General features: G+C 67.9%; 32 protein-coding genes. 6 read left to right on the top strand and 26 right to left on the bottom strand.

Annotated features, from left to right (window positions below; all coding sequences use genetic code 11):
• Nucleotides 1–15: 15 nt before the first annotated feature.
• Nucleotides 16–1,155, bottom strand: a complete 1,140-nt coding sequence (locus PGN27_RS18415) for a nitronate monooxygenase (protein ID WP_335327410.1) — start codon at nucleotides 1,153–1,155, stop codon at nucleotides 16–18.
• A gap of 70 nt (nucleotides 1,156–1,225) precedes the next feature.
• Here PGN27_RS18415 and PGN27_RS18410 point away from each other — a divergent pair, with 70 nt between their 5' ends.
• Nucleotides 1,226–2,581 (top strand): hypothetical protein, encoded by a 1,356-nt coding sequence (locus PGN27_RS18410; protein WP_335327409.1) that lies wholly within the window; start codon nucleotides 1,226–1,228, stop codon nucleotides 2,579–2,581.
• Here the strand turns inward: PGN27_RS18410 and PGN27_RS18405 are convergent.
• The 8 genes from PGN27_RS18405 to PGN27_RS18370 are packed head-to-tail and all read right to left on the bottom strand — an operon-like array spanning nucleotide 2,507 to nucleotide 8,101.
• A complete protein-coding gene (locus PGN27_RS18405) occupies nucleotides 2,507–2,971 on the bottom strand; it encodes a hypothetical protein (protein ID WP_241472114.1) in 465 nt (154 codons plus the stop codon). The genes PGN27_RS18410 and PGN27_RS18405 overlap by 75 nt on opposite strands.
• Nucleotides 2,968–4,071, bottom strand: coding sequence for a molybdopterin-dependent oxidoreductase (locus PGN27_RS18400; RefSeq protein WP_335327408.1), 1,104 nt, complete (start codon nucleotides 4,069–4,071; stop codon nucleotides 2,968–2,970). Before PGN27_RS18400 ends, PGN27_RS18405 begins: the two co-directional genes overlap by 4 nt.
• On the bottom strand, nucleotides 4,068–4,697 hold the full coding sequence (locus PGN27_RS18395) for a class I SAM-dependent methyltransferase (RefSeq protein ID WP_335327407.1): 630 nt from the start codon (nucleotides 4,695–4,697) through the stop codon (nucleotides 4,068–4,070). Before PGN27_RS18395 ends, PGN27_RS18400 begins: the two co-directional genes overlap by 4 nt.
• 1 nt (nucleotide 4,698) lies before the next feature.
• A complete protein-coding gene (locus PGN27_RS18390; RefSeq protein ID WP_335327406.1) occupies nucleotides 4,699–5,361 on the bottom strand; it encodes a TIGR04282 family arsenosugar biosynthesis glycosyltransferase in 663 nt (220 codons plus the stop codon).
• The gene (locus PGN27_RS18385) at nucleotides 5,358–6,020 is read right to left on the bottom strand and encodes a glycosyltransferase family 2 protein (protein ID WP_335327405.1); all 663 of its coding nucleotides are present in this window, start codon (nucleotides 6,018–6,020) and stop codon (nucleotides 5,358–5,360) included. Before PGN27_RS18385 ends, PGN27_RS18390 begins: the two co-directional genes overlap by 4 nt.
• A 58-nt stretch (nucleotides 6,021–6,078) precedes the next feature.
• Complete coding sequence (locus PGN27_RS18380) at nucleotides 6,079–7,110, bottom strand: NAD-dependent epimerase/dehydratase family protein (protein ID WP_335327404.1); 1,032 nt, start codon at nucleotides 7,108–7,110, stop codon at nucleotides 6,079–6,081.
• A complete protein-coding gene (locus tag PGN27_RS18375; RefSeq protein ID WP_335327403.1) occupies nucleotides 7,107–7,883 on the bottom strand; it encodes an S-methyl-5'-thioadenosine phosphorylase in 777 nt (258 codons plus the stop codon). The genes PGN27_RS18380 and PGN27_RS18375 overlap by 4 nt, the downstream gene beginning before the upstream one ends.
• Nucleotides 7,880–8,101 (bottom strand): hypothetical protein, encoded by a 222-nt coding sequence (locus tag PGN27_RS18370; RefSeq protein WP_019513841.1) that lies wholly within the window; start codon nucleotides 8,099–8,101, stop codon nucleotides 7,880–7,882. Before PGN27_RS18370 ends, PGN27_RS18375 begins: the two co-directional genes overlap by 4 nt.
• Before the next feature lie 94 nt (nucleotides 8,102–8,195).
• Here PGN27_RS18370 and PGN27_RS18365 point away from each other — a divergent pair, with 94 nt between their 5' ends.
• Nucleotides 8,196–9,065, top strand: a complete 870-nt coding sequence (locus tag PGN27_RS18365; RefSeq protein WP_335327402.1) for a 1,4-dihydroxy-2-naphthoate polyprenyltransferase — start codon at nucleotides 8,196–8,198, stop codon at nucleotides 9,063–9,065.
• 60 nt (nucleotides 9,066–9,125) lie between these two features.
• Here the strand turns inward: PGN27_RS18365 and PGN27_RS18360 are convergent, their stop codons facing one another.
• A complete protein-coding gene (locus PGN27_RS18360; protein WP_335327401.1) occupies nucleotides 9,126–9,791 on the bottom strand; it encodes a DUF3159 domain-containing protein in 666 nt (221 codons plus the stop codon).
• A 41-nt stretch (nucleotides 9,792–9,832) separates the two neighbouring features.
• Here PGN27_RS18360 and PGN27_RS18355 point away from each other — a divergent pair, with 41 nt between their 5' ends.
• Nucleotides 9,833–10,597 carry a MerR family transcriptional regulator gene (locus PGN27_RS18355; RefSeq protein WP_335327400.1) on the top strand — a complete coding sequence of 255 codons (765 nt, stop codon included), beginning with the start codon at nucleotides 9,833–9,835 and terminating at the stop codon, nucleotides 10,595–10,597.
• On the opposite strand, the gene PGN27_RS18350 is transcribed toward PGN27_RS18355, so the two are convergent.
• Entirely contained in the window at nucleotides 10,571–12,799 is a 2,229-nt protein-coding gene (locus PGN27_RS18350; protein ID WP_335327399.1) for a S9 family peptidase, read from the bottom strand. The two genes, PGN27_RS18355 and PGN27_RS18350, sit on opposite strands and share 27 nt — an antisense overlap.
• Before the next feature lie 39 nt (nucleotides 12,800–12,838).
• Nucleotides 12,839–13,111 (bottom strand): DUF4229 domain-containing protein, encoded by a 273-nt coding sequence (locus PGN27_RS18345; RefSeq protein ID WP_335328772.1) that lies wholly within the window; start codon nucleotides 13,109–13,111, stop codon nucleotides 12,839–12,841.
• A gap of 77 nt (nucleotides 13,112–13,188) precedes the next feature.
• Here PGN27_RS18345 and PGN27_RS18340 point away from each other — a divergent pair, with 77 nt between their 5' ends.
• Entirely contained in the window at nucleotides 13,189–13,350 is a 162-nt protein-coding gene (locus PGN27_RS18340; RefSeq protein ID WP_090558896.1) for a hypothetical protein, read from the top strand.
• On the opposite strand, the gene PGN27_RS18335 is transcribed toward PGN27_RS18340, so the two are convergent.
• The 7 genes from PGN27_RS18335 to hemL are packed head-to-tail and all read right to left on the bottom strand — an operon-like array spanning nucleotide 13,347 to nucleotide 20,204.
• Nucleotides 13,347–14,408, bottom strand: coding sequence for a MinD/ParA family ATP-binding protein (locus PGN27_RS18335; protein WP_335327398.1), 1,062 nt, complete (start codon nucleotides 14,406–14,408; stop codon nucleotides 13,347–13,349). The two genes, PGN27_RS18340 and PGN27_RS18335, sit on opposite strands and share 4 nt — an antisense overlap.
• Before the next feature lie 30 nt (nucleotides 14,409–14,438).
• Nucleotides 14,439–15,425 (bottom strand): c-type cytochrome biogenesis protein CcsB, encoded by a 987-nt coding sequence (ccsB, locus tag PGN27_RS18330; protein WP_335327397.1) that lies wholly within the window; start codon nucleotides 15,423–15,425, stop codon nucleotides 14,439–14,441.
• A 4-nt stretch (nucleotides 15,426–15,429) separates the two neighbouring features.
• Nucleotides 15,430–16,986: a cytochrome c biogenesis protein ResB gene (resB, locus tag PGN27_RS18325; protein ID WP_335327396.1), complete on the bottom strand. Its 1,557-nt coding sequence runs from the start codon at nucleotides 16,984–16,986 to the stop codon at nucleotides 15,430–15,432.
• Nucleotides 16,983–17,714 carry a cytochrome c biogenesis CcdA family protein gene (locus PGN27_RS18320; RefSeq protein ID WP_335327395.1) on the bottom strand — a complete coding sequence of 244 codons (732 nt, stop codon included), beginning with the start codon at nucleotides 17,712–17,714 and terminating at the stop codon, nucleotides 16,983–16,985. Before PGN27_RS18320 ends, resB begins: the two co-directional genes overlap by 4 nt.
• The gene (locus PGN27_RS18315) at nucleotides 17,711–18,292 is read right to left on the bottom strand and encodes a TlpA disulfide reductase family protein (RefSeq protein WP_418888613.1); all 582 of its coding nucleotides are present in this window, start codon (nucleotides 18,290–18,292) and stop codon (nucleotides 17,711–17,713) included. Before PGN27_RS18315 ends, PGN27_RS18320 begins: the two co-directional genes overlap by 4 nt.
• Nucleotides 18,292–18,879 (bottom strand): histidine phosphatase family protein, encoded by a 588-nt coding sequence (locus PGN27_RS18310; protein ID WP_335328770.1) that lies wholly within the window; start codon nucleotides 18,877–18,879, stop codon nucleotides 18,292–18,294. Before PGN27_RS18310 ends, PGN27_RS18315 begins: the two co-directional genes overlap by 1 nt.
• Nucleotides 18,880–18,905: 26 nt before the next feature.
• Entirely contained in the window at nucleotides 18,906–20,204 is a 1,299-nt protein-coding gene (gene hemL / locus PGN27_RS18305; protein ID WP_335328769.1) for a glutamate-1-semialdehyde 2,1-aminomutase, read from the bottom strand.
• 126 nt (nucleotides 20,205–20,330) lie between these two features.
• On the opposite strand from hemL, the gene PGN27_RS18300 reads away from it, so the two are divergent.
• On the top strand, nucleotides 20,331–20,714 hold the full coding sequence (locus PGN27_RS18300) for a nitroreductase family deazaflavin-dependent oxidoreductase (RefSeq protein ID WP_335327394.1): 384 nt from the start codon (nucleotides 20,331–20,333) through the stop codon (nucleotides 20,712–20,714).
• Here PGN27_RS18300 and PGN27_RS18295 read toward each other — a convergent pair.
• Genes PGN27_RS18295 through PGN27_RS18280 form a run of 4 tightly spaced genes read right to left on the bottom strand, consistent with a single transcriptional unit; the run spans nucleotide 20,698 to nucleotide 22,870 of the window.
• Nucleotides 20,698–21,138, bottom strand: a complete 441-nt coding sequence (locus PGN27_RS18295; protein ID WP_335328768.1) for a pyridoxamine 5'-phosphate oxidase family protein — start codon at nucleotides 21,136–21,138, stop codon at nucleotides 20,698–20,700. The two genes, PGN27_RS18300 and PGN27_RS18295, sit on opposite strands and share 17 nt — an antisense overlap.
• A gap of 32 nt (nucleotides 21,139–21,170) precedes the next feature.
• Nucleotides 21,171–21,380 carry a hypothetical protein gene (locus tag PGN27_RS18290; protein WP_335327393.1) on the bottom strand — a complete coding sequence of 70 codons (210 nt, stop codon included), beginning with the start codon at nucleotides 21,378–21,380 and terminating at the stop codon, nucleotides 21,171–21,173.
• A gap of 37 nt (nucleotides 21,381–21,417) precedes the next feature.
• Nucleotides 21,418–22,008, bottom strand: coding sequence for a TetR/AcrR family transcriptional regulator (locus tag PGN27_RS18285; RefSeq protein WP_335327392.1), 591 nt, complete (start codon nucleotides 22,006–22,008; stop codon nucleotides 21,418–21,420).
• Nucleotides 21,995–22,870: an oxygenase MpaB family protein gene (locus PGN27_RS18280; protein ID WP_335327391.1), complete on the bottom strand. Its 876-nt coding sequence runs from the start codon at nucleotides 22,868–22,870 to the stop codon at nucleotides 21,995–21,997. Before PGN27_RS18280 ends, PGN27_RS18285 begins: the two co-directional genes overlap by 14 nt.
• Nucleotides 22,871–23,085: 215 nt before the next feature.
• On the opposite strand from PGN27_RS18280, the gene PGN27_RS18275 reads away from it, so the two are divergent.
• The gene (locus PGN27_RS18275; protein ID WP_335327390.1) at nucleotides 23,086–24,684 is read left to right on the top strand and encodes an HNH endonuclease signature motif containing protein; all 1,599 of its coding nucleotides are present in this window, start codon (nucleotides 23,086–23,088) and stop codon (nucleotides 24,682–24,684) included.
• On the opposite strand, the gene PGN27_RS18270 is transcribed toward PGN27_RS18275, so the two are convergent.
• From PGN27_RS18270 to PGN27_RS18260, 3 genes are read right to left on the bottom strand one after another with little or no spacing between them, the layout of a single operon-like run.
• On the bottom strand, nucleotides 24,681–24,917 hold the full coding sequence (locus PGN27_RS18270; RefSeq protein ID WP_335327389.1) for a hypothetical protein: 237 nt from the start codon (nucleotides 24,915–24,917) through the stop codon (nucleotides 24,681–24,683). The two genes, PGN27_RS18275 and PGN27_RS18270, sit on opposite strands and share 4 nt — an antisense overlap.
• Entirely contained in the window at nucleotides 24,914–25,417 is a 504-nt protein-coding gene (locus PGN27_RS18265; protein WP_335327388.1) for a transport-regulating membrane protein Mce1N, read from the bottom strand. Before PGN27_RS18265 ends, PGN27_RS18270 begins: the two co-directional genes overlap by 4 nt.
• Nucleotides 25,414–25,857, bottom strand: coding sequence for a hypothetical protein (locus PGN27_RS18260; protein WP_335327387.1), 444 nt, complete (start codon nucleotides 25,855–25,857; stop codon nucleotides 25,414–25,416). The genes PGN27_RS18265 and PGN27_RS18260 overlap by 4 nt, the downstream gene beginning before the upstream one ends.
• Nucleotides 25,858–25,862: the final 5 nt, after the last annotated feature.

Below are 25,862 nucleotides of genomic sequence, written 5' to 3'. Positions count from 1 at the left end.
TGCCCGGCGCCGCCGTCAGTCGGGCAGCGAGCCGCTGAGCCGTTCGGTGGCGGCCAGATAATCCTCGATGAACTCCAGCACCACATCGCGGGCGGGCTTGACCTTGGTCATCAGTCCCACGCCCTGGCCGACGAAATACGTCGACAGCGCCCGCGCGCCCTCGTGCCCCTGATCGGCCAGGGCGTCGATGCGCCGCAGGACCGGCTCGGAGAGCATGTTCTGCAGCGGTAGTGGCAGCGGCTGCTGTCCACCCGGGTTGGGCGCCCAGGCGTCGGTCCAGTCCGACCGCAGCTGTCGCGAGGGCTTACCGGTCCGACCGGCCGAGCGGACGGTGTCGCGCGAGCTCGCGGCCAGCATCTTGGTGACGGTGTGCGGCTCGGTCTCGGCTTCCTCGGTGGTCAGCCATACCGAACCGGTCCACGCGCCGACCGCGCCCAGCGCGACGGCCGCGGCCATCTGCCTGCCGGTGACGATGCCGCCCGCGGCCAGCACCGGAGTCGAACTGCCGATCTCGGCCAAGGCGTCGAGCACCTCGGGCACGACGACCAGCGTGCTCACCTCGCCACAGTGCCCACCTGCCTCGGTGCCCTGGGCCACGATCAGGTCCACCCCGGCGGCGGCCTGTTTGACGGCGTGCTCCTTGGCACCCACCAGCGCGGCGACCGGGATCCCGCGCTCACGGCCCGCCTCGATCATGTAGTCCGGCGGCACCCCGAGGGCGTTGGCCATCATCTTGATCGGATGGCTCATCGCCACCTCGAGCAGCTCCTCGCCGTTGCCGCCGGACAGCACGGGCTTGCCGGTGCGCACCCGGGTATCGGGCTCGATGCCGTGGTCGGCCAGCAGCTTGTTGACGTAGTCGCGGTAACTCTCCGGGATCCGCGAGGCCAGATCGGCGGTGGACAACGTCTCGCCTTTGCCCTCGAACTTGGCGGGCACGATGATGTCGATGCCGTAGGGCTTGCCATTGACGTGCTGGTCGATCCAGGTCAGTTCCTGGTCCAGCCGCTCGGGTGAGTACGCCGCACCACCGAGTACGCCGAACCCGCCGGCATTGGAGACCGCCGCGACGACATCGCGGCAGTGACTGAAGGCGAACAGCGGAAAGTCGATGCCGTAGGCGGCGCAGAAGTCCGACGTGGATGTGGGTGCCATCCGCTCATTATGGACACGTGTCAAGTTTGTTCGGCACCGGGTCCCGTCGCGGCGCCCATAGTGTGGAGTCATGCGCATCGGCCGACGCGAACTCGTGGCGTTGACCATCGGAGTGATCGTGCTGGTCGCGGCCTTCGTGGTCCCGCACCTCGATCTCGGCACCATCACGCCGCTGATCAACAGCACACCCCAGCGGATCCGCGATTTCGCGCAGACCGCGCCGATCTTCGGATGGTGGGATCCGCACGTCGGGTGGGGTTCCATCAGCGCCGTGCTGATCGGTGCCGCCGCGGTGCTGTGGGGCCCGACGGTGGCCGCACGCCTGCCCTGGCGGGCGCTGGTGGCCACGGCGTGGGGCACCTCGGCGCTGTGGGCATTCTCGCTGGCCATGATCGACGGCTGGGAGCGCGGCTTCGCCGGGCGCCTGACCGCACGCCACGAGTACCTGCGCCAGGTGCCGAGCATCACCGACATACCCGAGGCGCTGCGCACCTTTTCATCCAGAATCCTCGATTATCAACCAGATTCGTGGATCACCCACGTCTCCGGCCATCCCCCCGGGGCGCTGCTGACCTTCGTCTGGTTGGACCGCATCGGTTTGGGTGGCGGCGCCTGGGCCGGGATCCTCTGCCTACTGGTCGGATCCAGTGCTGCGGCGGCCATCCTGATCGCCCTGCGTGCCGTCGCCGACGAATCGATCGCCCGCCGGGCCGCGCCGTTCGTCGCGGTGGCGCCGACGGCGATCTGGATCGCGGTATCGGCCGACGGGTACTTCGCCGGGGTCGCGGCCTGGGGTATCACCCTGCTGGCGCTGGCCGTGCACGGGACCGCGCGGTGGCCGGTGCCGACGGCGGCCGCGGCGGGATTGCTGCTGGGCTGGGGCATCTTCCTCAACTACGGACTGGGGTTGATGGCGGTGCCCGCCGTCGCGGTACTGATCACCGCGCCCACCGTGCGGGCGGCGCTGCGCAGCCTGGGAGCGGCCGTGCTCGCCGCGCTGGCGGTGGTCGCGGTCTTCTATGCCACCGGGTTCTGGTGGTTCGACGGCTATGTCCTGGTCCAGGAGCGGTACTGGCAAGGCATCGCCAACGACCGGCCCTTCCAGTACTGGGGCTGGGCGAACTTCGCCTCCACGATCTGCGCCATCGGGTTGGGCAGCGTGGCGGGCCTCGGCCGGGTCCTCGACATCAAGGCATTGCGCAGCCGCTCGGGGATACACGTGCTGCTGACCGGCGCGCTGTTGTCCATCGTGCTGGCCGACCTGAGCATGCTGAGCAAGGCCGAGACCGAACGCATCTGGCTGCCGTTCACGGTGTGGTTGACCGCGGCGGCCGCACTGCTTCCGGTCCGCTCACACCGATGGTGGTTGGGGCTCAACATCATCGGTGCGCTGGCGATCAACCACCTGATCTTCACGAACTGGTAGTCGCCGCAATAGGTGATACACCGGGACGCACAACCACACCACCGCCAACGCCAACCACAGCCCGAGCGGATAGTTGCGGTCGAGCACGCTCGGATTGTCCGGCCGTAGACCCGGCCGGTCGTACACCGGGATCGCCAACAACGCCAGCACCACACTGCACAGACCGGCCACCGCGACGGGTGACCGCCATGCCGGCGGGAGCACCCGACGGCCGGCCCAGCCGGCCGCTGCGCAAAGCGGCGCGAACACCAGATCGTGGACGGCCACGCCCACCACCGCCCAGATGAGGATGCGGGAGAGAACTGCCGGCGGGTTGTCGGACAACAGCACGATCCCGTATCCCGCCAGGACGACACCGGCCAGGGCAAGGGTGACGCGGACGAGCGTCATCGCAGCACCTCGATACGCGACAACCATTTGGTCTGCAGCACTCCGGGTCTGCTCGCCGCGATCAGGCGGCACGGGTAGCCGTGGTCGAGGTTCAGCGTTTCGCCGTTGACCTGGAGGGCGATGAGCGTCCGGGTGTCGCGCACGTGCCGAGCCGGCAGCACAGTCCGCGAGTACGGCCCCGGGGGCTCCAGCGACACCATCCGAACATCGGAGTCGGTGTCCGCACCGACGGCGGCCAGCAGTTCGGCAAGGACCACACCGCTCCACTGCGCACCAGCACTCCATCCCTCCACACAGGCGATGGGCAGGTGCTGGGTCGTCTGGGGCATGGCCCGCAACTCGTCGATGGCGAAGGCCCTTGTGCGCGAACCGTCGACCACGGTCAACCGGTAGTCGACGGCCGAGGCGGCCGTGACCACACCCGCGGCACGCGCGGTTCGGTTGACCGGAACCCCTTGTGGCCCTTGACCGGAACGGGGCGCGAGCACCGAGACCCGCCGCAGCAGCGGGACTGTCTGACCGACGGTAGCCACGGTGGCCACCGCCACGGCCAGCCAGGTTGCGCGCAGCACGGTCCGCCGACTCGGCCCGGTGGGGCTGGACGCGTCGACGGGCTCACCCAGTGCCTGGCGGATGACGGGCAGCTTCACCGCGAGGTGCACCAGCACCGCACCCGCAGCGACATACGCCATCGCGTAATGCACCGGCGGGAAATAGAACCCGAAGACGTACCACTGCGCGATGTTCAGCAGCCCGGTGCTCAGCTCGAACAGGATGGCCGCGACGAGCACCAGGATGGATCCGCGCTCCAGCAATCGCACCAGCACGCCGGCTCCGCCACGTCCGCGGCGTCGCTGGAACAGCTTGGGCCACACCGACCACAGCTTGACCACCACGAGCGGGATCGCCGCGATACCACTGGCGACATGAGATCCCTGGGTGAATCGGTACAACCACACCGGGGCCGTCGGCCAGCCGAACCAGGGCTGTGGGTGCGCAATGGCGTGGCTGAGCAGTCCCGTTACGAAGCACACCGCCACCGCGATCCCCAGCGCGACGCCGACCCGTGCGGTCACGGCGACATCGCGCCCGCCGGTCACCGGGTCACCAGCCTCACGATCACCCGATCACCGATGGGATGCACTGTGCGCATGGTGAACCCGACATCGGCTCCGATGCGCGCAGCGCAATCCAGACCCACCGACGCCCATTTGAACCACGGACCGATATCGAAGGCCGATTCCAGGCGAACCCAGCGGGAGGTGACCCCGGAGGTCGTCGGATCGAATTCGACGAGGCACTCGCCGCGGGCCCGCAGCATTTCCCCGGCACGGCGCAACACCCGCCACGGATCGCCGCCGAGGCCGATATTGCCGTCGGCGAGCAGGGCGGTGTGCCAGCGGCCCACCCCCGGTAGCGGGCCGAACATGTCCCGGCACAACGCGGTCACTCCGCTGCTGCGCGCCAATTCCACTGCTGCGGAGGACTTGTCGACGCCGAGAGCCGGCAGGCCGCGCTGCGCGAGGCCGACCAACAATCGACCCGGCCCGCAACCGAGATCGATGGTGGGACCCGAACACAATCCCACGATGGCCTGATCGAAAACCTGGTCGGTCTGCCCGCCCACCATCCAGTGCTGCACCGGCAGCTGGGTGAGTTCACCGTCTTCGTCGCGGATCCAACATCGACGGCCGTCCAACGCCTCGTCGTAGAGCTGCCCGTGCATCTCAGACCCCCACCATCCGGGTTGCCTCGGCGAATCGTCCGCCCCGCGGGCACATGGCCCGCACCCGGTCGATATCGGCGATCGTGTCGACATCGGCCAGTTCGGTTGCCAGCGCCACGTCGAGTCCCTCGGCGCGCAGGGCCGCGAGCGTCAGCGCACCCGTATCCGGTTGCGACATCGGAACATCGCGCAGGCAACGCGCCATCGCACCGTCGCGCACCCCCAGCACCCACCACCCGCCGTCTTCGGCCATCCCGAGCACGGCATCGCAGGCCTGCAGGGCCGAGACACACTCGGCAAGTAGGTCGGGAACGATCTGCGGGGTGTCCATCCCGATCTGCACGATGGGTTCGCCGGGGGCCGCAGCATCGATGTGGGCGTGCGCCAGGCGCTCGGCGAAACCCTCTCCGCGCTGGGCGATCACGGTGAAGTCACGCAGCCTGGGCCGTATCTCGTCGCGACGGCAGGCTCGCGACAGGTCTCCGGTCATCGCCACCACCCGGCGTCGGGCCGGCGTGGCCGCGACAGCATCGAGGGTGTCCAGCAGCGCGGCCGCGGCGATCTCGGCGGCTACCTGCGCACCGAGGTCGGCGGCCAATCGTGTCTTCGCCAAACCGGGAACAGGGGCCTTGGCCACCACCAGTACGGTGGCGGTCGGCCTCACATCGCCCGCCAGAAGTCCAGTGCGGCAACGGCACTGCCCCGCACCGAACCGCTGACCTTGGATTTGCCGCCGGTGCGCGGGCCGTAGCCGACATCACGCTCGACCACCTGCCACCCGGCCTGCGCGGCGCGGACCAACAGCTCAAGCGGGTAGCCGGAGCGCCGGTCGGTGACCCCGAGACCGAGCAGTGCGTCGCGGCGGGCGACCCGCATCGGCGCGATATCGTGCACCGGCAACCCGTAGCGGTGGCGTAGTCGCCAGCACACCGCGGCGGTACCGAGTCGCGCGTGCCAGGGCCACCGCAGACCGGGCGTCGCCCGGCGGCGGCCGATCGCCATATCCGCACCGTGGTCGAGTTCGGCGACCAGCGCGGGCAATTCCCGCGGGTCCAGCGAACCGTCGCCGTCGAGTACCGCGACGATCGGTGTGGTGGCCGCCAACACCCCGGCATGCACGGCCGACCCGTACCCCGGCCGCTGCTCGGTCACCACCATCGCGCCGTGCGCGCGGGCCACCTCCGCGGTGCCGTCTGTGCTGTTGTTGTCGACCACCAACGCCGTATACCCACTCGGTGTGGCCGCCAACACACCGGGCAACGACTGCGCCTCGTTCAGGCAGGGCAGGATCACGGTCACCTCGGGGTCACCCGCATCGCTCATGCCCCGACGCTAGGCGCGCATCAGCCATCGCGCCAGGGTCGCTAGTCGCGGGACCGCGCTAATCCCGAAGTGGCGCAAAGGCAAATTCGGTGAGTCCGGCATCGGGATCCACCGCGGCGCGGAAGCCGAGCACGGTGTGCGCGCGCGCCGGATCGGCGACGATATGCCGCACGTCGCCGTGCCGGTACTGCCCGGTGACCTGGGGCGCCGCGGCGTCACGCGCGGCACTGAGCTTGGTGGCGACATCCAGGATCGACACGGGCCGCCCCGAACACACGTTGACGGGATGAAAGCCGTCCAGCTCGGCCTCCACCGCGGCGAGGTTGGCCGCGGCCACATCATCGACGTGGACGAAGTCGCGCATCTGCCCGCCGTCCTCGAACACCTGGGGCGCACCGCCGGCCTCCAGCTGCGAACGGAAGATCGCGGCCACTCCGGAGTACGGGGTGTCCCGCGGCATCCCGGGGCCGTACACGTTGTGATAGCGCAGCGCGACCACCGAACCCCCGACGGAATCGTTGAACGCCAACGCATAGTGCTCCTGGGCGGTCTTGCTCGCCGCGTACAGACTGCGTGGTTTCAGTGGGGCATCCTCGTCGACCAGCCGCCAGCGCAGCGGCTCACCGCCGATCGGGCAGCGATGGTCGAAGACGCCGCTGTCCAGGTCCGCGCGGGTGCGCGCAAGCGGCTCGACCCGGCCGTGCTCGGGGCAGTCATATCCGCCCTGGCCGTACACCACCATCGAGGACGCCAGCACCAGCCGCGAACATCCCGCGGCGTACATCTGCGCCAACAGCACGGAGGTGCCGTAATCGTTGTGGCTGCCATAGGACGGGGCGTCGGCGGCGTTGACCCCGGCCCCCACCACCGCGGCCTGGTGGCACACGACGTCGACGCCGGCCAGGATCTCGGCCACCGCGTCGGCGTCCCGGATGTCGATTCGGCGGCAGCCCGGCGGCGGTGCGGCGCCGTCGCGGTGGGCGGCTCCCAACATGGCGTCGACGGCGACGACATCGTGACCTGCCTCGGTCAGCCGCGCCCAGATGCGGCTGCCGATGAAACCGGCCGCGCCGGTGAGCAGCACCCTCATGGCAGGTCGAACGGCAACGTCACACCTTCGTGCGCCAGACAGTGCGTGCAGCTGCGTTCGGGTGCGACACCGGCGATCGCCTCGTGGACGAGCTGTTTGAATCCGCCGATGTTGCGCTCGAATTCGGCGAATACGTCCACCGCCCGAACGCCGGCGCCCGCCTCCACACCGGCATCCAGGTCGGTGACCAACGCTATTGATGCATAACAGATTTCGAGTTCGCGGGCGAGCACCGCCTCCGGGTAACCGGTCATGTTGATCAGTGTGAACCCCTGTCCGGCATACCACTGGCTCTCGGCGCGGGTGGAAAAGCGCGGCCCCTGCACCACGACCATGGTGCCGCCGTCGACCACGTTCGGCAGACCCGCGGCCACCGTCCGCAATGTCGGGCAGTACGGGTCGGCGAACCCAACGTGGATACCGCCGGAGTCGAAGTAGGTGTCCCCCCGGCCGTTGGTGCGATCGACCAGCTGGTCGGGGACGACCATGGCGCCCGGGCCGAGCTCGGGGGTCAGGCTGCCCACCGCGCACGGGGCGAAGATGCGGCGCACGCCGAGGGCACGCAGCGCCCACATATTGGCCTGATACGGCACGGTGTGCGGCGAGAATTCGTGCTTCAGGCCGTGCCGGGGCAGGAACGCCACCTCGTGGCCGGCCACCTCGCCCACCGTGATGGGCGCGCTGGGTTCACCGAACGGGGTGTCCAGATTGATGGTGCGCGCGTCGGCGCCGAAGAAGGTGTAGAAGCCGCTACCGCCGATGACACCGATCACTCGTGCGGCTCACCGTCCAGCTCGGCACGCTCGGCGGCCTGGCGGGCGGCATCGCGGATCGCGAAGGCGTCGGTGGCCAGGCCACCGAGTGCACCCGCCACGTCCTTGACGGCGGTGGTGATGATCGACGCGACCTCACCCACCGTGGAGGCCACGGACTCCACGCCCTCCTGCAACGCATCCTTGGCGATTTCGGTCTTGCTGAGTCGGTCGGTCATGTGATCAGTTTCATGCGCACCACACGATGTGACAAGGTGCGCCGCGTCACCCCTGTTCAGGCCCCTGCTCGCCATCCGTGCAACGATGACCCGCGTGGCTAGCTTCGCGCAATGGGTCTCCGGTGCCCGCCCCCGCACGCTCCCCAATGCGATCGCACCGGTGATCGCCGGAACCGGTGCCGCCGCCTGGCTCGGCTCCGTGGTGTGGTGGAAGGCGCTGCTGGCACTGGTGGTTTCCGTGGCCCTCATCATCGGGGTGAACTACGCCAACGACTACTCCGACGGCATCCGCGGCACCGATGACGTGCGCAGCGGGCCGATGCGCCTGGTCGGCTCCCGGGTGGCCACACCGCGCGCGGTGCTGACCGCCGCGATCATCAGCCTGACCATCGGCGCGCTCGCGGGGCTGGCGCTGGCCATCGTGAGCCAACCCTGGCTGATCGCCGTCGGCGCCGCCTGCATCGCGGCCGCCTGGCTGTACACCGGCGGTTCCACGCCGTACGGCTACCGCGGTCTCGGGGAGGTAGCGGTCTTCGTGTTCTTCGGACTGGTGGCGGTGCTGGGCACCCAGTACACCCAGGCGTTGCGGGTCGACTGGGTGGGCGTGACGCTGGCCGTCGGCGTCGGGTCGCTGTCCTCGGCGGTATTGGTGGCCAACAATCTGCGAGACATCCCCACCGACACCGAGTCCGGGAAGATCACCCTTGCGGTACGCCTCGGCGATGCCCGCACCCGCCTGCTGTTCTCCGGCCTCGTCGCGCTCACCTTCGCGCTGACCCTGGTGTTGATGTTGGCCACCCCGTGGGCGGCGGTCGGATTCCTGGCGGCGCCACTGGCCGTCCGCGCGGCGGCCCCGGTGCGCAACAAGCTCGGCGGCGCGGCGCTGATCCCGGTGCTGCAGTTCACCGGGTTGACCATGCTGGTGTGGTCGGTGGCCGTGGCGGCCGCGCTGGCGCTCGCGTAACGACGGCGAGAGCGACGCTTCTGCGCTCTCACGACTTCGCAGACCACAGAAACCTCACTCTCACGCCTTGATCCGATTGGCGCGCCGCACTGCCCAGAACACCACCAGCAGCGCAAGGCCGAGCAACGGATAGCCCATCCCGATGCGCGCCACCGCCAGCCAGCCGGTGTAGCCACCGTCGTACAACCATTGCTGCACAACGAATCTTGCGGCAAACAGCGTCACGAACGCCAGGGTCGCGATGTCGAACGCCCGCACCACCGTCGCCTCAGTTCGCCAGTTCGGGTCGGGCCCGCTGCTGCGCAACAGATTCCAGATCACCCCGACAATCGGGCGACGGAGCAGCACCGAGACGGTGCATGCGACCGCGCAGAGCAGGCTGATCCAGATACCGGGCAGGAAGTAGTTGTCCGCCGAGCCGGTGACGTAGGCGATCCCGGCCGCGAGCCCGACACCGAGCAGCCCGGACACCGCAGGCTGGATCGGCTCGTTGCGTAACCGTCGTAGCACGACCAACCCGACCGACACCGCCAGCGCGACCACGACCGCGGCGGTCAGACCCGCGATGGCGTCGACGATGACATAGGCGAACGTGGGCACGGCGGCATGGACCAGCCCGGAGACACCGCCGGCTCGCTCGAGGATGGTCGGCTCGCGCGCTTCGGTGGCGCAGGGTTGTTCGGACGTGCTTGGTTGTTCGGACGCGCTTAGTTCGGACACCGGCATATCGCACACTCGGACGTAACGGCACAGTCAAGTCGACCGGGATGGGCCAAGATGGAGCCGTGGCGTGGAGCACCCGGGAAATCGCCGACCTTGCCGGCACCAGCCTGCGGGCGGTGCGGCATTACCACCAGGTTGGCCTGCTACCCGAACCGCAGCGCCGGACCAACGGCTACAAGCAGTACGGCGTTGCCCACCTGGTGCGCCTGGTACGGATCAAGCGACTGGTGGACCTCGGTTTTTCGCTGCCCCAGATCGCGGCGCTCGGCGATACCGACGAGCATCCCGAACAGGCTTTACGCGAGCTCGACGACGATTTGGCGGCTACCATCGCGCGTCTGCAGCGGGCTCGCGACGAGCTGGCCGAGATCCTGACGCACGCCGCGCCGACCGACCTGCCCACCGAGTTCGCCGCGCCGACCGCCGCCGCCACGATGACCGATGCCGACCGCAAGCTGGTGGTCGTGCTGAGCCGGGTGCTCGGTCCGCGCGGCCGCCAGGCCTATGCCGACCTGATCGGTGACACCCGCGAGGATCCGGCCGCCACCGAATTGGACTCGCTGCCCGCCGATGCCGACGAGGCCACCCGCGCCGACCTCGCGCAACGATTGGCGCCCCATATCCGGCAGGTCCGCCAGGACCATCCCGCGTTGCGGGAGGCCCGCGCCGACGCGCCGCGGGGTGCGCGCTATGCCGAGAGGACCATCGCGGATGCGATGACCGACCTGTACAACCCCGCCCAGCTCGACGTGCTGCGCCGCGCCGATCAGATCGTGCGGGACCTAGAGGCCGAGCGTGGGCGGCGGTAGCGGCGCCAGCCGATAGCTGGGCGGCTCGCTGCCGTGCAGGTGCCGTACGAAGTAGTCCCAGGTGCGCCGCAGGAAATAGTGCTGCCTGCCGATCAGCGCGTGCTCGGCGCCCGGAATGGTGATCAGGTCTAAATCCTTGTCCGCCTTGATCAATGCGTCGGCCAGTCGCATCGTCATATACGGATGAGCGTTGTCGTCCAATTCGCCGTGGATCAGCAGCAGCTTGCCCCGCAGATTCTCGGCCAGGCTCGCATTGGAGATCGCGCGCTTGCCTTCGGCACTGACGTCACCGTGATAGTGCTCGGCCCACATCGCCAGGTTGACGCCGTTGTCGTGATTGCCCGAGGTCGCCACGGCCACCCGATAGAAGTCGGGGTACATCAGCAGCGCCCGCGCGGCAGCGAAGGCACCCGCGGACTGGCCGGTGATGCCGACGCGGGTGGTGTCCAGCCAGGGATACCGATGTCCGAGCTGCCGGATGGCGGCCACATGGTCATCGAGGGCGCCGGCATTGCCGAGATCGCCGTAGGAGTGGTCATGGAAGGCCTTGCTGCGGCCCGCAGTTCCCCTGCCGTCGATGGCCACCACGGCGAACCCGAGGGCGGCGTAGGCCTCCGGTTCACCGTGGTGCATGACATCGAAAACCGGTTCGGCGCGGTAGTTCTGCGGTCCCGGGTAGGTGTGTTCGACGATCGGGTACCGCCGCTGCGGGTCGAACTCGTGCGGTCGCCAGAGCAACCCGTAGATCGGCGTCTGACCGTCCGCGGCGATGGCGCGGAACCGCTCCGGCGGGCGCCACCCGAGCGCTTCCAGCGCCTCGGTGCCGGGTTCCTCCAGGACGACCACTTCGCAGCCGTCGCCGTCGAGGACCACCGACCGCGGCGGCCGGCTCGGTCCCGACGCCCGGTCCACGAGGTAACCACCCTCTGGCGGGGCCACCGCATCGTGATCGAGGGTGTCGTCGGTCAACCGGGTGAACCCGGTGCCGTCCAGGTCGATTCGACAGATCTGCCGAACGTATGGATCATCGTCGACCAGCCCGCCCGCCACGAACCACACCTGTCTGGTGTTCTCGTCAACCCAGAGCGTCGACCGAACGAGCCACTGCCCCTTCGTGATCTGCGAGCATTCGGCACCGTCCGCCGAATACAGGTACAGGTGACCCCAGCCGTCACGCTGCGACCACCACAGCACCTCGCCGGTGCCGAGGATGTGCACCATGTGCGGATCGCCCAGCAGGACGGTCGGATCCACCCGGGTCGAGCCCGTTTCGCTGATCTTGGTGGTGACGGCGCCGGTGGTCGGGTCCAGACGGCGCAGTTCCAGGGTGCGGGCGTCGCGGGAGTGGTGCAGGTAGTGGACGTCGTTCTCACCGCTCCACCAGGCGTACACCAGTGCGGTGTTGTGCATGATGACCCTCGGAACATCCTGCTGGGAAACGATCGTGCGGTCGCGCACGTCGAGAATGTTCCACGTCATCATCGCCACGGTCTGCTCACCGGGCATGCTGTACCTGGTGCGATGCTCGACCGGCCGACCACCATCGGGCGGGCTCGATTCGACCAGCACGAGCTCGGGAACCTCACGTTGATCGATGCGCTGCACCAGAATTCGTGTCGAGTCCGGCGACCATTGCAGCACCGCCGGGGTGGGCAGACCGAGCAATCGGAACAACGAGCCCAGCCCGGTCGTCCCCGGCAACCCGCCATAGTCGAAATCCGGTTCGGCATCCACGGTCAACGCGAACTCGTCACCGTCGGCGTCCCGAACCCAGATGTTGCCGTCGCGGCGGAACGCGACCCAACTGCCATCCGGTGACGGCACCTCGCCGGGCACAGGTGCCGGCGTGGCGGATGGGGTCAGCTGTTCGTCGGTCCACCGCCAGCGCGTGCCGAAGGCACCGAACACCACCGCGTCGTCGGCGCCGATCTCCACCGCAGAGAGGGGCAGGTCGGCGGCCGTGGCGGGCTTGCCTGCGGCCACCGACAGCGCCGCCGCCAGCAAGGCGTGATCGAAGGCCTCGGTACGGGCTCGCCGACTCGGGTCGACCAGGACATAGCGGTGGCCCACCTGATACCAGAAGCGCGCTCCCGAAGGCAGCCACTGCGGCACGAGCTTGCTGCCGGGCACCCGCCGCGCCCGGTACGGGGCCAGCATCTGTTCGGCACGCGCGTAATCGGAGTCGCGCAGGGTCGTCGTCACGACGGCCATGCAACACCCGGCCGCTACGGCACAGTCAAGTCAGATGTCCTCACCGCGCAACCGGGCCTGCAGCGTCTCCTTGTCGCGGCGCCGTTGCTCGTCGAATTCGGCGATGCTCAGCGTGGCCCGGCGGCGCAAGGGTGCGAACACCCAGATACCCAAGGGCAACGCCAGCACGATCGCGAACAGCACCGCCACGACGATGGGGAACTCGCGCAGCCCGACCAGATGTCCCGCGCCCAGGATCACCGCGGTCAGCACGGCCGCCAAGGCCAACCGCGCCAGAAGATAGGCTCCGACGTCACGCAGCATCCGGGTACCCGGCCGAGAATCAGACACGGCCCGAGCCTACCGAGCGGGCGCGTATATTCGGAGTAAGGAGGTTTTCGTTGCAGTACTTACTCCTGGTCCTGGTAGTGACCGGGCTAGCCCTTGTGACATGGCGCCTGTTGCGCGCGTCGGCAAACCGCCCGCGCCCCCGCGTGATCGGGCCCGATGACGATCCCGATTTTCTGCGTCGGATCAACCCCGGCGACAACCCACGCAGCTAGGCAGGCCCGGGGAACCCGGAGGCGACCACCGCTGCCAGCCGTAAGAGCGCCTCACGCGTCTGCGGCTTCAGCCTCTCCAGCGTGATCTCCGCGCCCTCCTCCAGATGCGGGTCGAAGGGCACCTGCTGCACCGCTCGGCACCGCCGGGCGAAATGATCGACGACCTTCTCCAGGTCCACCTTGCCCGAGCGCGGGCGCACCCCGTTGACCACGGCGATGGCACCGCGCACCAGATCTTGATGACCATGCGCGTCCAGCCAGTCCAGCGTTGCCGACGCCGACCGTGCACCGTCCACCGACCCGGAACTGACCACGATCAACACATCGGCCTTCGACAACACCGCGGCCATCGCCGAATGCAACATGCCGGTGCCGCAGTCGGTGAGCACCAGGCTGTAATACCGCTCCAGCAGATCGACGGTCCGGGTGTAATCCTCCTGACTGAAGGCCTCGGAGACGGCCGGATCCGATTCTGAGGCAAGCACTTCCAGCCGGCTGGCACCCTGCGAGGTATAGCGCCGGACATCGCTGTAGCTGGCGATCCCCTCCGCGTCGCGCAGCAGGTGGCGCACGGTCGCCGGGGTTTCCAGGGGCACCTTCTGGCTGAGCGTGCCGCGATCGGGATTGGCATCCACCGCGATCACCCGGTCACCGCGGGTCGAGGCGAAGGTGGCGCCCAGCGTGGCCGTGACGGTGGTCTTGCCGACACCGCCCTTCTGCGACAGCACCGCGATGCGGTAGCAGCCGCGCAGCGGACGGGCGGCCTGCTCGCGTAGCGCCAGCTGATCGGTCACCTTGGGGCTCTCACCGGGGTTGATGAGCTTGAACGACGCGAGATACACCCAGCGCCGCCAGCCGCGGGTCGGCGCCTGTTCGGGCCTGCCGAGCAACGCGACGGTGGACAGGTCCAGATACGGGGCGGGCAACGGCACCGGGCTGGTCTGCGGGGGCAGCTCCTGCGTCAGCGCGGGGAAGCCGCGCGGCGGGGTCGGCGCCGTCCACTCCGGCGGCACCTCCTGCGCCGGATCGACAAAGCGCTGCTGATCACGGAAGCTCACGTGTTGCTGTTCGCCGCCGAACGACACCGGTCAGCCCACCCCCGCATACGAGTGCAGACCCACGGTCACCAGATTGATGAAGAACAGGTTGAACACCATCGCCACGAAGCCGACGACGTTGATCCACGCCGCCTTTTTGTCCCGCCAGCCCGCGGTCGACCGAGCGTGCAGATACGCGGCATAGACGACCCAGGCGATGAACGACACCGTCTCCTTGGGGTCCCAACCCCAGTACCTGCCCCACGCCTCCTCGGCCCAGATGGCGCCGAAGATGACGCCGAACCCGAAGACCGGGAAGGCGAAGATGGTGGTGCGGTAGGCGATGCGGTCGAGCAGTTGGGCATCGGGCAGCTTCTCGATGATGCGGCCGAGTCCGTTGTTCTTCTCGGCCAGCGGTGACATCTTGAGCAGGAACAGCAGGCTCGCGACGCCGGCCACCAGGAACACCCCGGATCCCAGGCTCACCACCGAAACGTGGATGGGAAGCCAATAGGACTGCAGTGCGGGCATCACCGGCGCGGCATGGGTGTAGAGCCACTTCCCCGACACCGTCAGCAGGATCAGGGTGGGCGCCAGCACGAAGACCCACAACACCCGGTACTGCGGCTTGCGCAGCACCACCGCGGCGGCGACCAGGCCGGAGAAGCAGGTCAGGTTGATGAACTCGTACATGTTGCCCCACGGCACGCGCGCCGTGGACAGGCCGCGCAGCACGATGCAGGTCGCCAGCAGGACGATGCCCGCATAGCTGAGCGCCACCCCGGCACGGCCGATGCGCTCATCGGCCGAACGGACCGGCGCCTCCACGACGCGGCCCGGTGTGTCGCTGGTTGCGTCGACTGTGATGGCGGGCCCACCGGCGGCACCCACCAGTTCCCGCGCCTCGACCTTGCGGCTGCGGGAGTAGGCGAGTTCGACGGCCAGCAGCAACAGTGCGAGCGTCAGCACCACCACCGACGAGGTGAACGCCCAGTCCGAATAGCGGGCCAGGCCCAGGTCGATGTCGGTGCTGTTCACGTGTTCATTCCTTTACTGCGAGCAGCCGGTCGGTCAGCTTCTCGAACTCGTCGCCCCATCCGGAGTTGTCGGTGCGGGCAAGTCCACCCAGCTCGACGCTCACGGTACCCGCCGATGTGGGGGTAATTCGAACCCAGACGCGGCGCCGCCGCACCACCAGCGACACCAGCAGCCCGCCCATCATGGTCAGCGCGAACACCAGCACCCACACCTGGGCGGGGTCGTGGGACACCTGCAGGTTGATGAACGGCACCGCGCCGTCGAATCGGACGGTGGTCCCGTCGCTCAATCGGGTTTCCTGGCCGACGGTGAGGTTGACCCTGGCTTCCTTGTTCAGACGCCCCTGGCCGATCAGGCGGGGGTCCAGATCGAAGATGGACTGGGGTCTCCCGGTGTCCAGCCCGGCGTCACCGCGGTAGATGTCGACGGCCACCGCGGGCTTGTTCAGCGCCGGGAAGCTCGACGACAGCAGAGTGCCGTGCAGGAACTCCGTCGGCGCGAAAAGGCCCTGGATGGCGATCTGGTGTTTACGACGTTCGTCGGGGTCGGGATAGGTGCCCGCCGGCGGGTCGACGCGGACCACACCGGAGGACAACAGCGTCAGCGGATCGTCGGGCCGGAACTGCACGGTGTTGGTGCGGGTCTGGCCGTCCGGGAAGGTGACGGTGAAGGTCGGTGCGTACCCGTGGCCCTGCAGGTAGATGCGGTCCCCGGCGATGCGCAGCGGATGGTTGACCTCGAGTCGATAGTCGTTCCACACGTCGTTCTGCAGGTCTTCGCCGGCCTGGTATTCGATATTGGCGGCGAAGCTGACCGCCTGCCCGCTTGGCAGGTAATCGGCATCGAAGTCGTTGACCTTGACGCAGATCGGGTACAGCGAGGTGCCGTCGACGGTGTTGCCCGCCCGGAACGAGTCGAATGCCGCGGGCGACGCCGAGCAGAACCCGGGTCCGCCGTTGGCGATGACGATGACATTGCCCTCGTAGCCGAACAGCTTGCCCGCGGCGATGGCGACCAGCAGACCGAGCAGCGAGAAGTGGAAGACGATGTTTCCGAACTCGCGCAGATACCCCTTCTCGGCCGATACTTCGGTCACGCCGCCCTCGGTCGTCCGGGTGGTGCGCCGCCAGCCCTTCAACCGCTCGTCGATCTGCGCGGCCAATTGGCTTGCGTCCGCTTCGATATCGGCTTCGTGGTGTTTGGGCAACCGGCTCAGGTTGCGCGGGGCGGGCACCGGCACCGCGCGCAGACTGCGCACGTGTTCGAGCATCCGCGGGGTGAGACAACCCACCAGAGAGACGAACAGCAGGACGTAGATCGAGGTGAACCAGAAGCTGGAGAAGACGTCGAAGGCCTGCACCCGGTCCAGCCACGGCCCGAGTGTCGGGTGATCGGCCAGATACTCGTCGACCTTGCCTGCGTTGAGGCTGCGCTGGGGTAGCAGCGCGCCGGGGATGGCGCCCAGGGCCAACAGGAACAGCAGCACCAGCGCCGTGCCCATCGAGGTCAGCGTGCGCCAGGTATTTCGGAACAGCGCCCAGATGGGCTGGAGGACTCTCATATCGGCAACCTCACATCGCTGACGAATGCGTCGCGCACCCAGGCGACGAAATCACCCCACAATCCGGTGACCAGCGCTACCCCGACGCCGATCATGAGCACACCACCGAAGATCTGGATGCCGCGGGTGTGCTCGCGCAACCAGCCGAGCCCGCGCACCGCCCGCGCCGACCCGAATGCCAACAGGACGAACGGCAGTCCGAGTCCGAGGCAGTACGCGATCACCAACGTGATACCCCGGGCCACCGCGGATCCCTCGGTGGCCGAGGACACCGCGATCACCGCGGTCAAGGTCGGGCCGAGGCACGGCGTCCAGCCCAGGGCGAATACCGCGCCCAGTAGCGGCGCCCCACCCAGGGTCGAAAGCTGCCGCGGCGCGAACCGGGTATCGCGCTGCAGTGCGGGGACGAAGCCGATGAACACCAGACCCATCGCTATCGTGACGACACCGCCGATGCGTTGCAGCAGTTCCTGATTGGTGATCAGCGCCGTCGTCATTCCGAGCACCGCGACGCTGCCGAGCAGGAACACCGCCGTGAAACCTGCGACGAACAGTCCAGCCGCACCGGCAACCCGCCAGCGGCCCGGCCCCCCGGATATGGCGGCGAGATAGGACAGATAACCGGGCACCAGGGGCACCACACATGGCGAGGCGAAGGACACCAGACCGGCCAGCAGGCTCAGCCCGACTGCCAGCAGCAGCGGGCCGCCGGTGATCAGCTCGGTCAATTCTCTGCAGCCAACCGCTCGACGACCGGCTGCAGATCGGTGTCCAGCAGCTCGCGCAGGAACACCGCGGCGACCCGATGCTGACGGTCCAACACCAGCGTCGAGGGTATGACCGTGGTCGGGTACTTACCGCCGAAGGCGATCATGGTGCGCATCGATGGGTCGTAGATCGACGGGAAGGTGATATTGCGGTCGGTGACGAAATCGACTGCGGCGGTGCGGTTGTTGTCCCGCACGTCGATGCCGAGGAATTGCACACCCCGGTCCCGGGTGGCCTCGTACACCTGCTGCAGATGTGGCATCTCCGACCGGCACGGACCGCACCACTGGCCCCAGATGTTGATCACGACGACCTTGCCCGCGAAATCCGCCAGCGAGAGCGTCTTGTCGGGATCCATCAGATCCGGTCCGGTGAGCTTGCCCGGAGTGCCTCTCGATTCGGGCGGATCGTAGAAGATGTCGGTTTTGCCGCCCGGGGCGACGAATTCGAAGGTGCCGCCCTGGGCGACGGCGTCGTCACCGGTCGCGCAACCGGTGAGCACCACCATCAGCACCGCGAGCGCGGCCAACCACTTCACTAGATTCCCCAGGGCTCCGTGTAACTCCACCGGATGAGACGGTCGTCGTCAAAGGTGAACGAGGTGATGGACGACAGGTTGCACAACCGACTGTGCGGTAACGGCAGGTGTGCCAACGAACGTCCGGTCATGGCTCGACGCAGTGTCTCCACCGGCAGCTGGTGGCTGACGCATACCGCCTCGTGGCCTTCGGCTTTGACGCGTGCCCTGTGCATCGCCGCGGTCATCCGCGGGGCGATTTCGTCATACGGTTCACCCCAGGACGGCTTGCGGGGATTGCGCAGCCGCGGCCAGTTGCGTGGGTCGCGCAGCGCGCCATCACCGGGGGCCACCCGCTTGCCCTCGAAATCGTTCCAGGATTCGATCAGGTCATCGTCGGTGTCGATGTCCAGCCCGTGCGAGGCCGCGATCGGAGCCGCGGTCTGCTGCGCGCGCTCCAGCGGCGATGCCACCACATAGGTGATGTCGTGGGCGGCAAGCCAGTCCGCGGCGGCTTGCGCCTGCAGCTTGCCACGCTCGGACAGGTTGTACCCGGGCAGCCGGCCGTAGAGCACCTTTTCCGGGTTGTGCACCTCACCGTGGCGCATCACGTGCACGGTGGTTCGGACTGGGGTCACTGGGTGGCCTCGGCGGCGGCACGGGCGGCATGCGGCAGCGCCTCGGCGATCCTTTCGAAGGCTGTCTCGTCCAAAGCCGTTGATACGAACCAGGTTTCGAAGGCGCTGCACGGCGGGTAGATGCCGGCGTCGAGCAGGGCGTGAAAGAAGGCCGGGTAGCGCCAGGTCTCGGTGGCCTTGGCGGTGGCGAAGTTCGTCGGCTGTTCCTCACCGAAGAACACCGTGAGGAAGTTCCCTGCCCGCGAGATGGTGTGTGCCACCGAAGCTTCGGTCAACGCGGTGTTGATCAGCGCGTGCAACCGGTCGGCATGCGCGTCGAGGGTCTGGTAGACGGTGTCGTCGGCGGCCCGCAGGGTGGCCAATCCGGCGGCCATCGCGACGGGGTTCCCCGACAGCGTGCCCGCCTGGTACACCGGGCCGAGCGGGGCGAGGCGTTCCATGACCTCGGCGCGGCCACCGAACGCGGCCGCAGGCAGCCCGCCGCTCATGACCTTGCCGAAGGTGAAGAGATCGGCGTCCACCGGATCCAGGCCGTACCAACCCGCGCGGCTGACCCGGAAGCCGGTCATCACCTCGTCGGAGATCAGCAGGGCCTCGTGCTCAGCGGTGATCCTGCGCAGTGCCGCGTTGTAGCCGGGCAGCGGTGCGACGGTGCCCATGTTGCCCGGGCTGGCCTCGGTGATGACGCAGGCGATCTGTTCGCCGTGGGCGGCGAAGACCTCTTCGACGGCGGCGACATCGTTATAGGGCAGCACGATGGTGTCGGCGGCGGCCGCACCGGTGACCCCCGGCGAGGACGGCAACCCCAGCGTGGCCACCCCGGACCCGGCGTCGGCAAGCAGCGCATCGCTGTGACCGTGGTAGCAACCGGAGAACTTGACGATCTTGGGCCTGCCGGTGAAACCGCGGGCCAACCGGATGGCGCTCATCGTCGCCTCGGTACCGGAGTTGACGAAGCGGATCCGCTCGACCGGGGCGACCCGGTCGATGATCTCGCGGGCCAGCTCGGTCTCGGCGGGGGTGGGCGCGCCGAAGGACAGTCCGTCGGCGGCGACCCGCTGTACGGCCTCGACGACCTCGGGGCGGGCATGACCGAGAATCATCGGGCCCCACGAACACACCAGGTCGACGTACCGATTGCCATCGGCATCGGTCAGCCAGTAGCCACCGGCGCTGGTGATGAAGCGGGGCGTGCCGCCGACGGCGCTGAACGCGCGCACCGGTGAATTCACCCCGCCGGGGATCACCGAGGAGGCATCGGCGAACAACGCAGCCGACGCCGAAACGGACGACACGGTGCTGCTCATGCCTTCCAGTCTCCCAGTCCGGGCAAACCCGTCAACTACAGGGTGTAGTGGGTCCCGCTCAGCGAACGGTTCACGGACACTTTCCGCAGGTCGGCGCGGCCTATGATGCAAGACATGCAGTGTGCGCGCCGTCGCGCCGAGTTCAATCGGCGTTTCGTCAACCCGGTCGTGCGGCCGCTGGCCGGACACCTGCCGCTGTGGTCTGCCGTCGATCATGTGGGTCGGCGGTCGGGGCGGCAGTACCGCACGCCGGTGACCGCGTTTCCCACCACCGACGGGGTGGCAATCCTGCTCCCCTACGGTGTCGACACCGATTGGGTGCGCAATCTGCAGGCCGCCGGAACGGGCACGGTGATGATCGGTGGGCGAGATCTGGCGGTGCGTGACCCTCGAGTGGTGTCCACGGCGGAAGCCGCCGCCATCACCCGTCGACCCTGGCAGCGGCTGGTGCGGATGCTGCCGGTCAAGTCGGCGCTGCTGCTCACGCGCTCCAGCTGAGCACTGCCCCCTCGCCGCGCGTCATCATGCTGCCGGGCTGGACACGCAGCCGGTACGGCGCCAGGCGCAGCACCGCGAAGTTCGGTGACGTCGGCGAATCCCAACCGGGGATGATCGTCGGGTTGTAGCCGAGGGGTTCTGGGGCGCCAACGAACTTGTCCCAGACAGCGGTGCGCGTGTCGTCGTCGAGATACCACTCGACCAGGCAATCGGCACTGCACGTGTCCTGGTTGGGTGCCCAATAGTTCACCGAGACATAGGGATGCGCCGCGAGATGGCGTTTCTTCACCGTCGACGGCACCGTGGCGATCCAGCCCAGCAGGTCGGTCCCGTCCCACTCCCACAACGGATGCAACACCCGACTGCGCGGTTTGCCGTCGGCATCGACGGTGGCCACCGAGGCCCACACGATCGAGTGGGCCATGTTCACGAACGCGGGCGCAGTCTCGGAGAGGGTCACTCCGTCACTTTAGGTGCCTCGTCCTTGCCGTAGATCGGATTTCCGTCGTCGTCCAACCAGTCGTTGACGGCGGTTCCGGTGACGGTGCCGTTACTGCCGGGCAGTACGGCCGTGGGGCGAGGTTGGTCGTAATCGCCGAAGATGTCCTTGTTTTCCGGGTCGGCGTCCGGGTGATCCGTCTTCTCGGGATCCGGTGCTTGTGTCATTACCCCCGGCTGCCCGCTTATGTGAGCTACGAAACACTCAGGCCGGTACTGATCGCAGCGCGGCGGGCAGGCTGGGCAGGAAATGCCTGGTGGCGAAGGCGCGCACCTCGTCAGCGGTCTGCAGCGGCTGCACGCTCGGCAGCAACAGGACCATCGCCGCATAGCGCAGGATGGTGTCGGCCAGATCGTTGACCGCGGGCGCGCCGATCCGTTCGGCGAAACCCTCGGGGAAGATGACCCGCAGTGCGGCGGCCATCCGTTCCACCGCCGCCCCGTAGTGCCGATGCAGCAGTTCTTGGGCGAGTGCGGGGTCGTCGACGATCATCTGGTTGAGCACCCGGTGCCGGCGAAACCGCATGATGGACAGCGTGAACGCCTCGACATAGTAATTCGCCTGCGGCTTGGTGCTTTTCAGCTCCGCGGCGATATCGGCGAACAGTGCCACATTCTCGCGCTCGATGACCGCCCCTACGAGCTCATCGCGGTTGGCGAAGCGGCGGTAGATGGTGGTGCGGCTGACTCCGGCCCGTCGCGCGACATCGTCGAGGGCGACCTTGCGGAAGCCGTGGCGCTCCAACTCGACCAGTGCCGCGTCGAGGATCGCCGTCCCGGCGTCAGCCGCGGGCATAGCCGACTCGAGCGAACTTGCTGTAGCGCACCGACATCGGTAACCGGTCCCAGATCCAATTGACCGGCCGCGAGCGCCAGAAGGTGGCGAACCGCTGGTAATTGCGCTCCTGACGTTCGGTCCACGGCAGACCCAGCAGGTCGCGCGCCCGCGGCGGGAGACCGCCGGTGGTCAGGAACGCCGCGACGGGGTCGAAGACCTTGGCGATGATCTTCCATGCGGTGGGGTTGACACCCTTCGGGCACGGAAATCCCTTGGTGACGTATCCGACGCCGTACTTGGCCGACTTGTGCGGCACCGCAACCTCATTCATCATCCGGTCCCAGTACTGCACGAATTCGGCATAGGTCGCGGGCATCGGCCGGTCACTGACGCCGTAGCGGCGGTACCAGGTCTTGGATTCCAGCCAGATCTGTTCGCGCTCGGCATCGGTGAGGCGCTTCACGAAGGTGTCGGCGAAGTAGTAGATCTGCTCGACGAAGGTGGCATGCGCCCAGTAGTAGGTCTCGGGGTCCAGCGCGTGGTAACGGCCGATCGGCTGGCCGTCGGGACCGGGCATGGATCCCTTGATATTGGTGTGGAAGTCGCGCACCTGAGTTCCGGCATTGTCGTCCTCGGAACCGTAGACAGTCTTGAAGATCGGCGGGATGGTCCGCTTGAGCCGCTCGGCGGTATCGGAGAAGAAGGTGGAGTGATCGAGCACGCCCTGGCCGAGTTCGGCCAGCATGTTCTGCAGGACGGCAGGCCGCGGACCGATGAGATACATCCGGTTGTCCCCGAAGTATTTCCACACCAACGAGTCGGGCCCCAGGGGCAGCGCGTCGTCCAGAGCCTCGGGCGTGTTCTCGGCCAGTTCCGTCATGCGAAACAGTGTTACAGATTTTGCACTTTGTTCCAATGCGGTGTGGCGCGGGTCATAGTGGCCCGCTCGGTTGCGAACCGCTCTCGATGAGCGCTCGGGGCGCGAAGCGGGTCCCGATCGCCACACTTTCCACACCTTGAGCAGTCATGACGTAGTTATCCACAGGGGTCACGATCGGCCTTGTCCCGGCGGTGGGCGCGGGTAGAATCGCATGTATGTTCGAACGGTCGGGTCTGTCGGAGCTGAGTGATGAGGCGCTCATCTGCGAGGTCTCCGATGCCACTCGAGCCGAAGCCGCGGCGGCGGCCCGGCGGTTGGCTGCGATCGCAGAGGTGACCGTCCGGCACTGTTCTGACGAGGACGAGTCCTCGGCGTTGAAGTTGATCGACGGATGGGCGCTGGCGAAGGCCGAGATCAGTGCGGCGTGCACTCTCGGGCCGCGCGCCGCCAGTGCGCAGATGCGCATCGCGATGGCCTTGCGTGATCGGTTGCCCCGCACCGCTGAGGTGTTCGCGAAGGGGTTGGTGTCGGCCAAGGTGATCGCGGCGATCACCTGGCGCACCCAACTCGTCACCGACGACGACGCATTGGCGTTGATCGATGCCGGGATCGCCGGCAGCGCCCACCAATACGGCGCGCTGTCGGAGAACGCGTTGATCCGGGCGGTCGACTTCTGGGTCCACAGGTTCGATCCGATCGCGGTCATCCGATCCAAGGCCGCGGCCAACGACCGCTATATCGACTTCGGCGACAGTGATGATCCTGATGGTGTGGTGTCGTTCTGGGGACGGATGCGCGCCACCGACGCCGCGATCAGCGATGCCCGCCTCAACGACCTCGCCCACGGTGTCTGTGATGGTGATCCGCGCACCGTGGCCCAACGCCGCGCCGACGCCCTCGCCGCCATCCTGGCCGCAGCCGACCAGCTCACGTGCCTGTGCGGCAACAAAGACTGCGCCGGGTCGGGGAAAGACCCGCGCGCGGGTGCGGTGACCATTTACGTGCTCACTGGACAAGAACCCGACACCGGGCACGGTGCCAAGCCCGCCTCGGGGCCCACACCCGAGCCGGGTCCCGAACCTGCGGCGCCCGAGGCCGGTGAAGACCTGGAGCGGCCGATGGCCGAGCCGCTGGCCGAGGAACCTGCCGCGAGAGAAGGCGGCAGCGCCGAGCCACGCCCCGCCGCACCGGCCGCCAGCACTCAGTCGAGCCTGGGCGCCGGGATCACCCTGGACGGGGCGATCATCCCCGCCCACCTGCTCGCCGAACTCATCGCCACCGGTGCGAAAGTCCGGCCCCTGAGCAGCGCCACCGAGTTGGGTTCCGAACCCCGCTACCGACCCTCGACAGCGCTCGCGGCTTTCGTCCGCATGACCGCGATGACCTGCTGCTTCCCCGGTTGCGGGAAGCCCGCCCAGCGCTGCGACCTGGACCATGTCACCCCGTGGCCGGCCGGAGCCACCCATCCGGGCAACCTGCGCCCGCTCTGCCGCGAACACCACCTACTCAAAACCTTGAAAACCGGCTGGACACCCAAAGCACACCCCGACGGCACCACCGAATGGACCGCCCCGAACGGGCACACCTACACGACGATGCCGCTCGCACCGATCCTGTTCCCGCACAACACCATCGACACCCCGATACCGAGATCGCGACATATCACCCTGATCGGTGAGTGGGGCCGCGAGCCCGACGTCCCACGGCGCCAACGCACCCGACAACACGACCGCGACTACCGCATCAACGCCGAACGCACCCGCAACGCCACCGCCATCGCACTCGAAAACGCCCGCGGACAACCAGACTTCTAGACGCGAGAGGCGCGCAACCTGACGACCGCCAGCACGGTCAGCACACCGGCGACCGTGGCGAGCAGCAGTGCCAGCAGGATCAAGGGCGGGTAGTAGATGACCGTGGTCACTGTCGGCTCACCCTCGAGAACCGGCGGCAACTCCGCGTCCGAACGCGAAGCCAACCAGCTCAGCACGCAACCGACCAAGGCCACTACCGCAGCACCCAGTTGGATCATCGCGGTGCGCCTCACGACATCTGCTCCTCGACCAGCCCGACCAGGGCCGTGCGCAGAGTGCGGTGCTTACGCGCCCACGCCTGCCCTGTCCGCTTATCGGTCAACTTGATACCGATGCCGGTTCGGCCGCGGGGAATCCCACTGAGCTCGCCGAAGGCGCGGTAGGTCTGCCACTTCTCGCTCTCGCCACGCTTGAGCTCCGGATAGATCTGCACGATATCGGCGATCGGTATCCGCTCGGTGCCCTGGCGCAACGTCGTCGGCGTCAGCTCCACCGAGGTGTGGATACGGGCGGCCTTGATCTGGATTGCCAGGAAACCACTGACCAGGATGCAGAACACCGCAGGCACGCCCAGCCGCCAGCCGGCACCCCCGGACACCTGGATCAACGCCATTGCCAGCCCGGCCACCGGGCCAGCCAACAGCCACCACCAGGTGCCGCCGGGCTCGTGGAAGAGCACCTGCTCGGCCCGCGGCTCGGTCAGACCCTGGTCGATCGGCTTCTCATCGGTCATTGCATGTCCAAAAACCAGTCCGTGGCCGCCGGCCGCATGAACAGGGTGGCACCGATGGCCACCGGGACCACCCCGAACAGAGTGGGCAGCGTGATGGTGAACGGCGCCAGCAGCGTCAACAGGAACACCATCAGCACGACCGCCGCGGCCATCACCACCACCGACCGGCGGAACCGCAGGTCGCCGTTGCGAGCGCGCCCGGCCAGGAAACTCAGCGCCATCCCGACGACGGCCCACAACACGCTGAGCCCACCCAACAGGATCCGCAGATTTTGCACCGTCTCCTGTGAGACGTCCTTACCAAACACCGCGTCCTCGGCACTGACCGCGACGCTCAGGCCCAAAAGACCGCCCGACAGCAGCAACACCGAGCCCACCAAAACCAGCCAGAATGCGATGTTGACGATGCCGGGACGGGCGGGTGACGAGGGTGCGGTCATGATCC

It is taken from the genome of Mycolicibacterium neoaurum (genome assembly GCF_036946495.1).
In the GTDB taxonomy this organism is placed as follows: Bacteria; Actinomycetota; Actinomycetes; order Mycobacteriales; family Mycobacteriaceae; genus Mycobacterium; species Mycobacterium neoaurum_B.
This window is presented reverse-complemented; position numbering and strand designations above follow the sequence as displayed.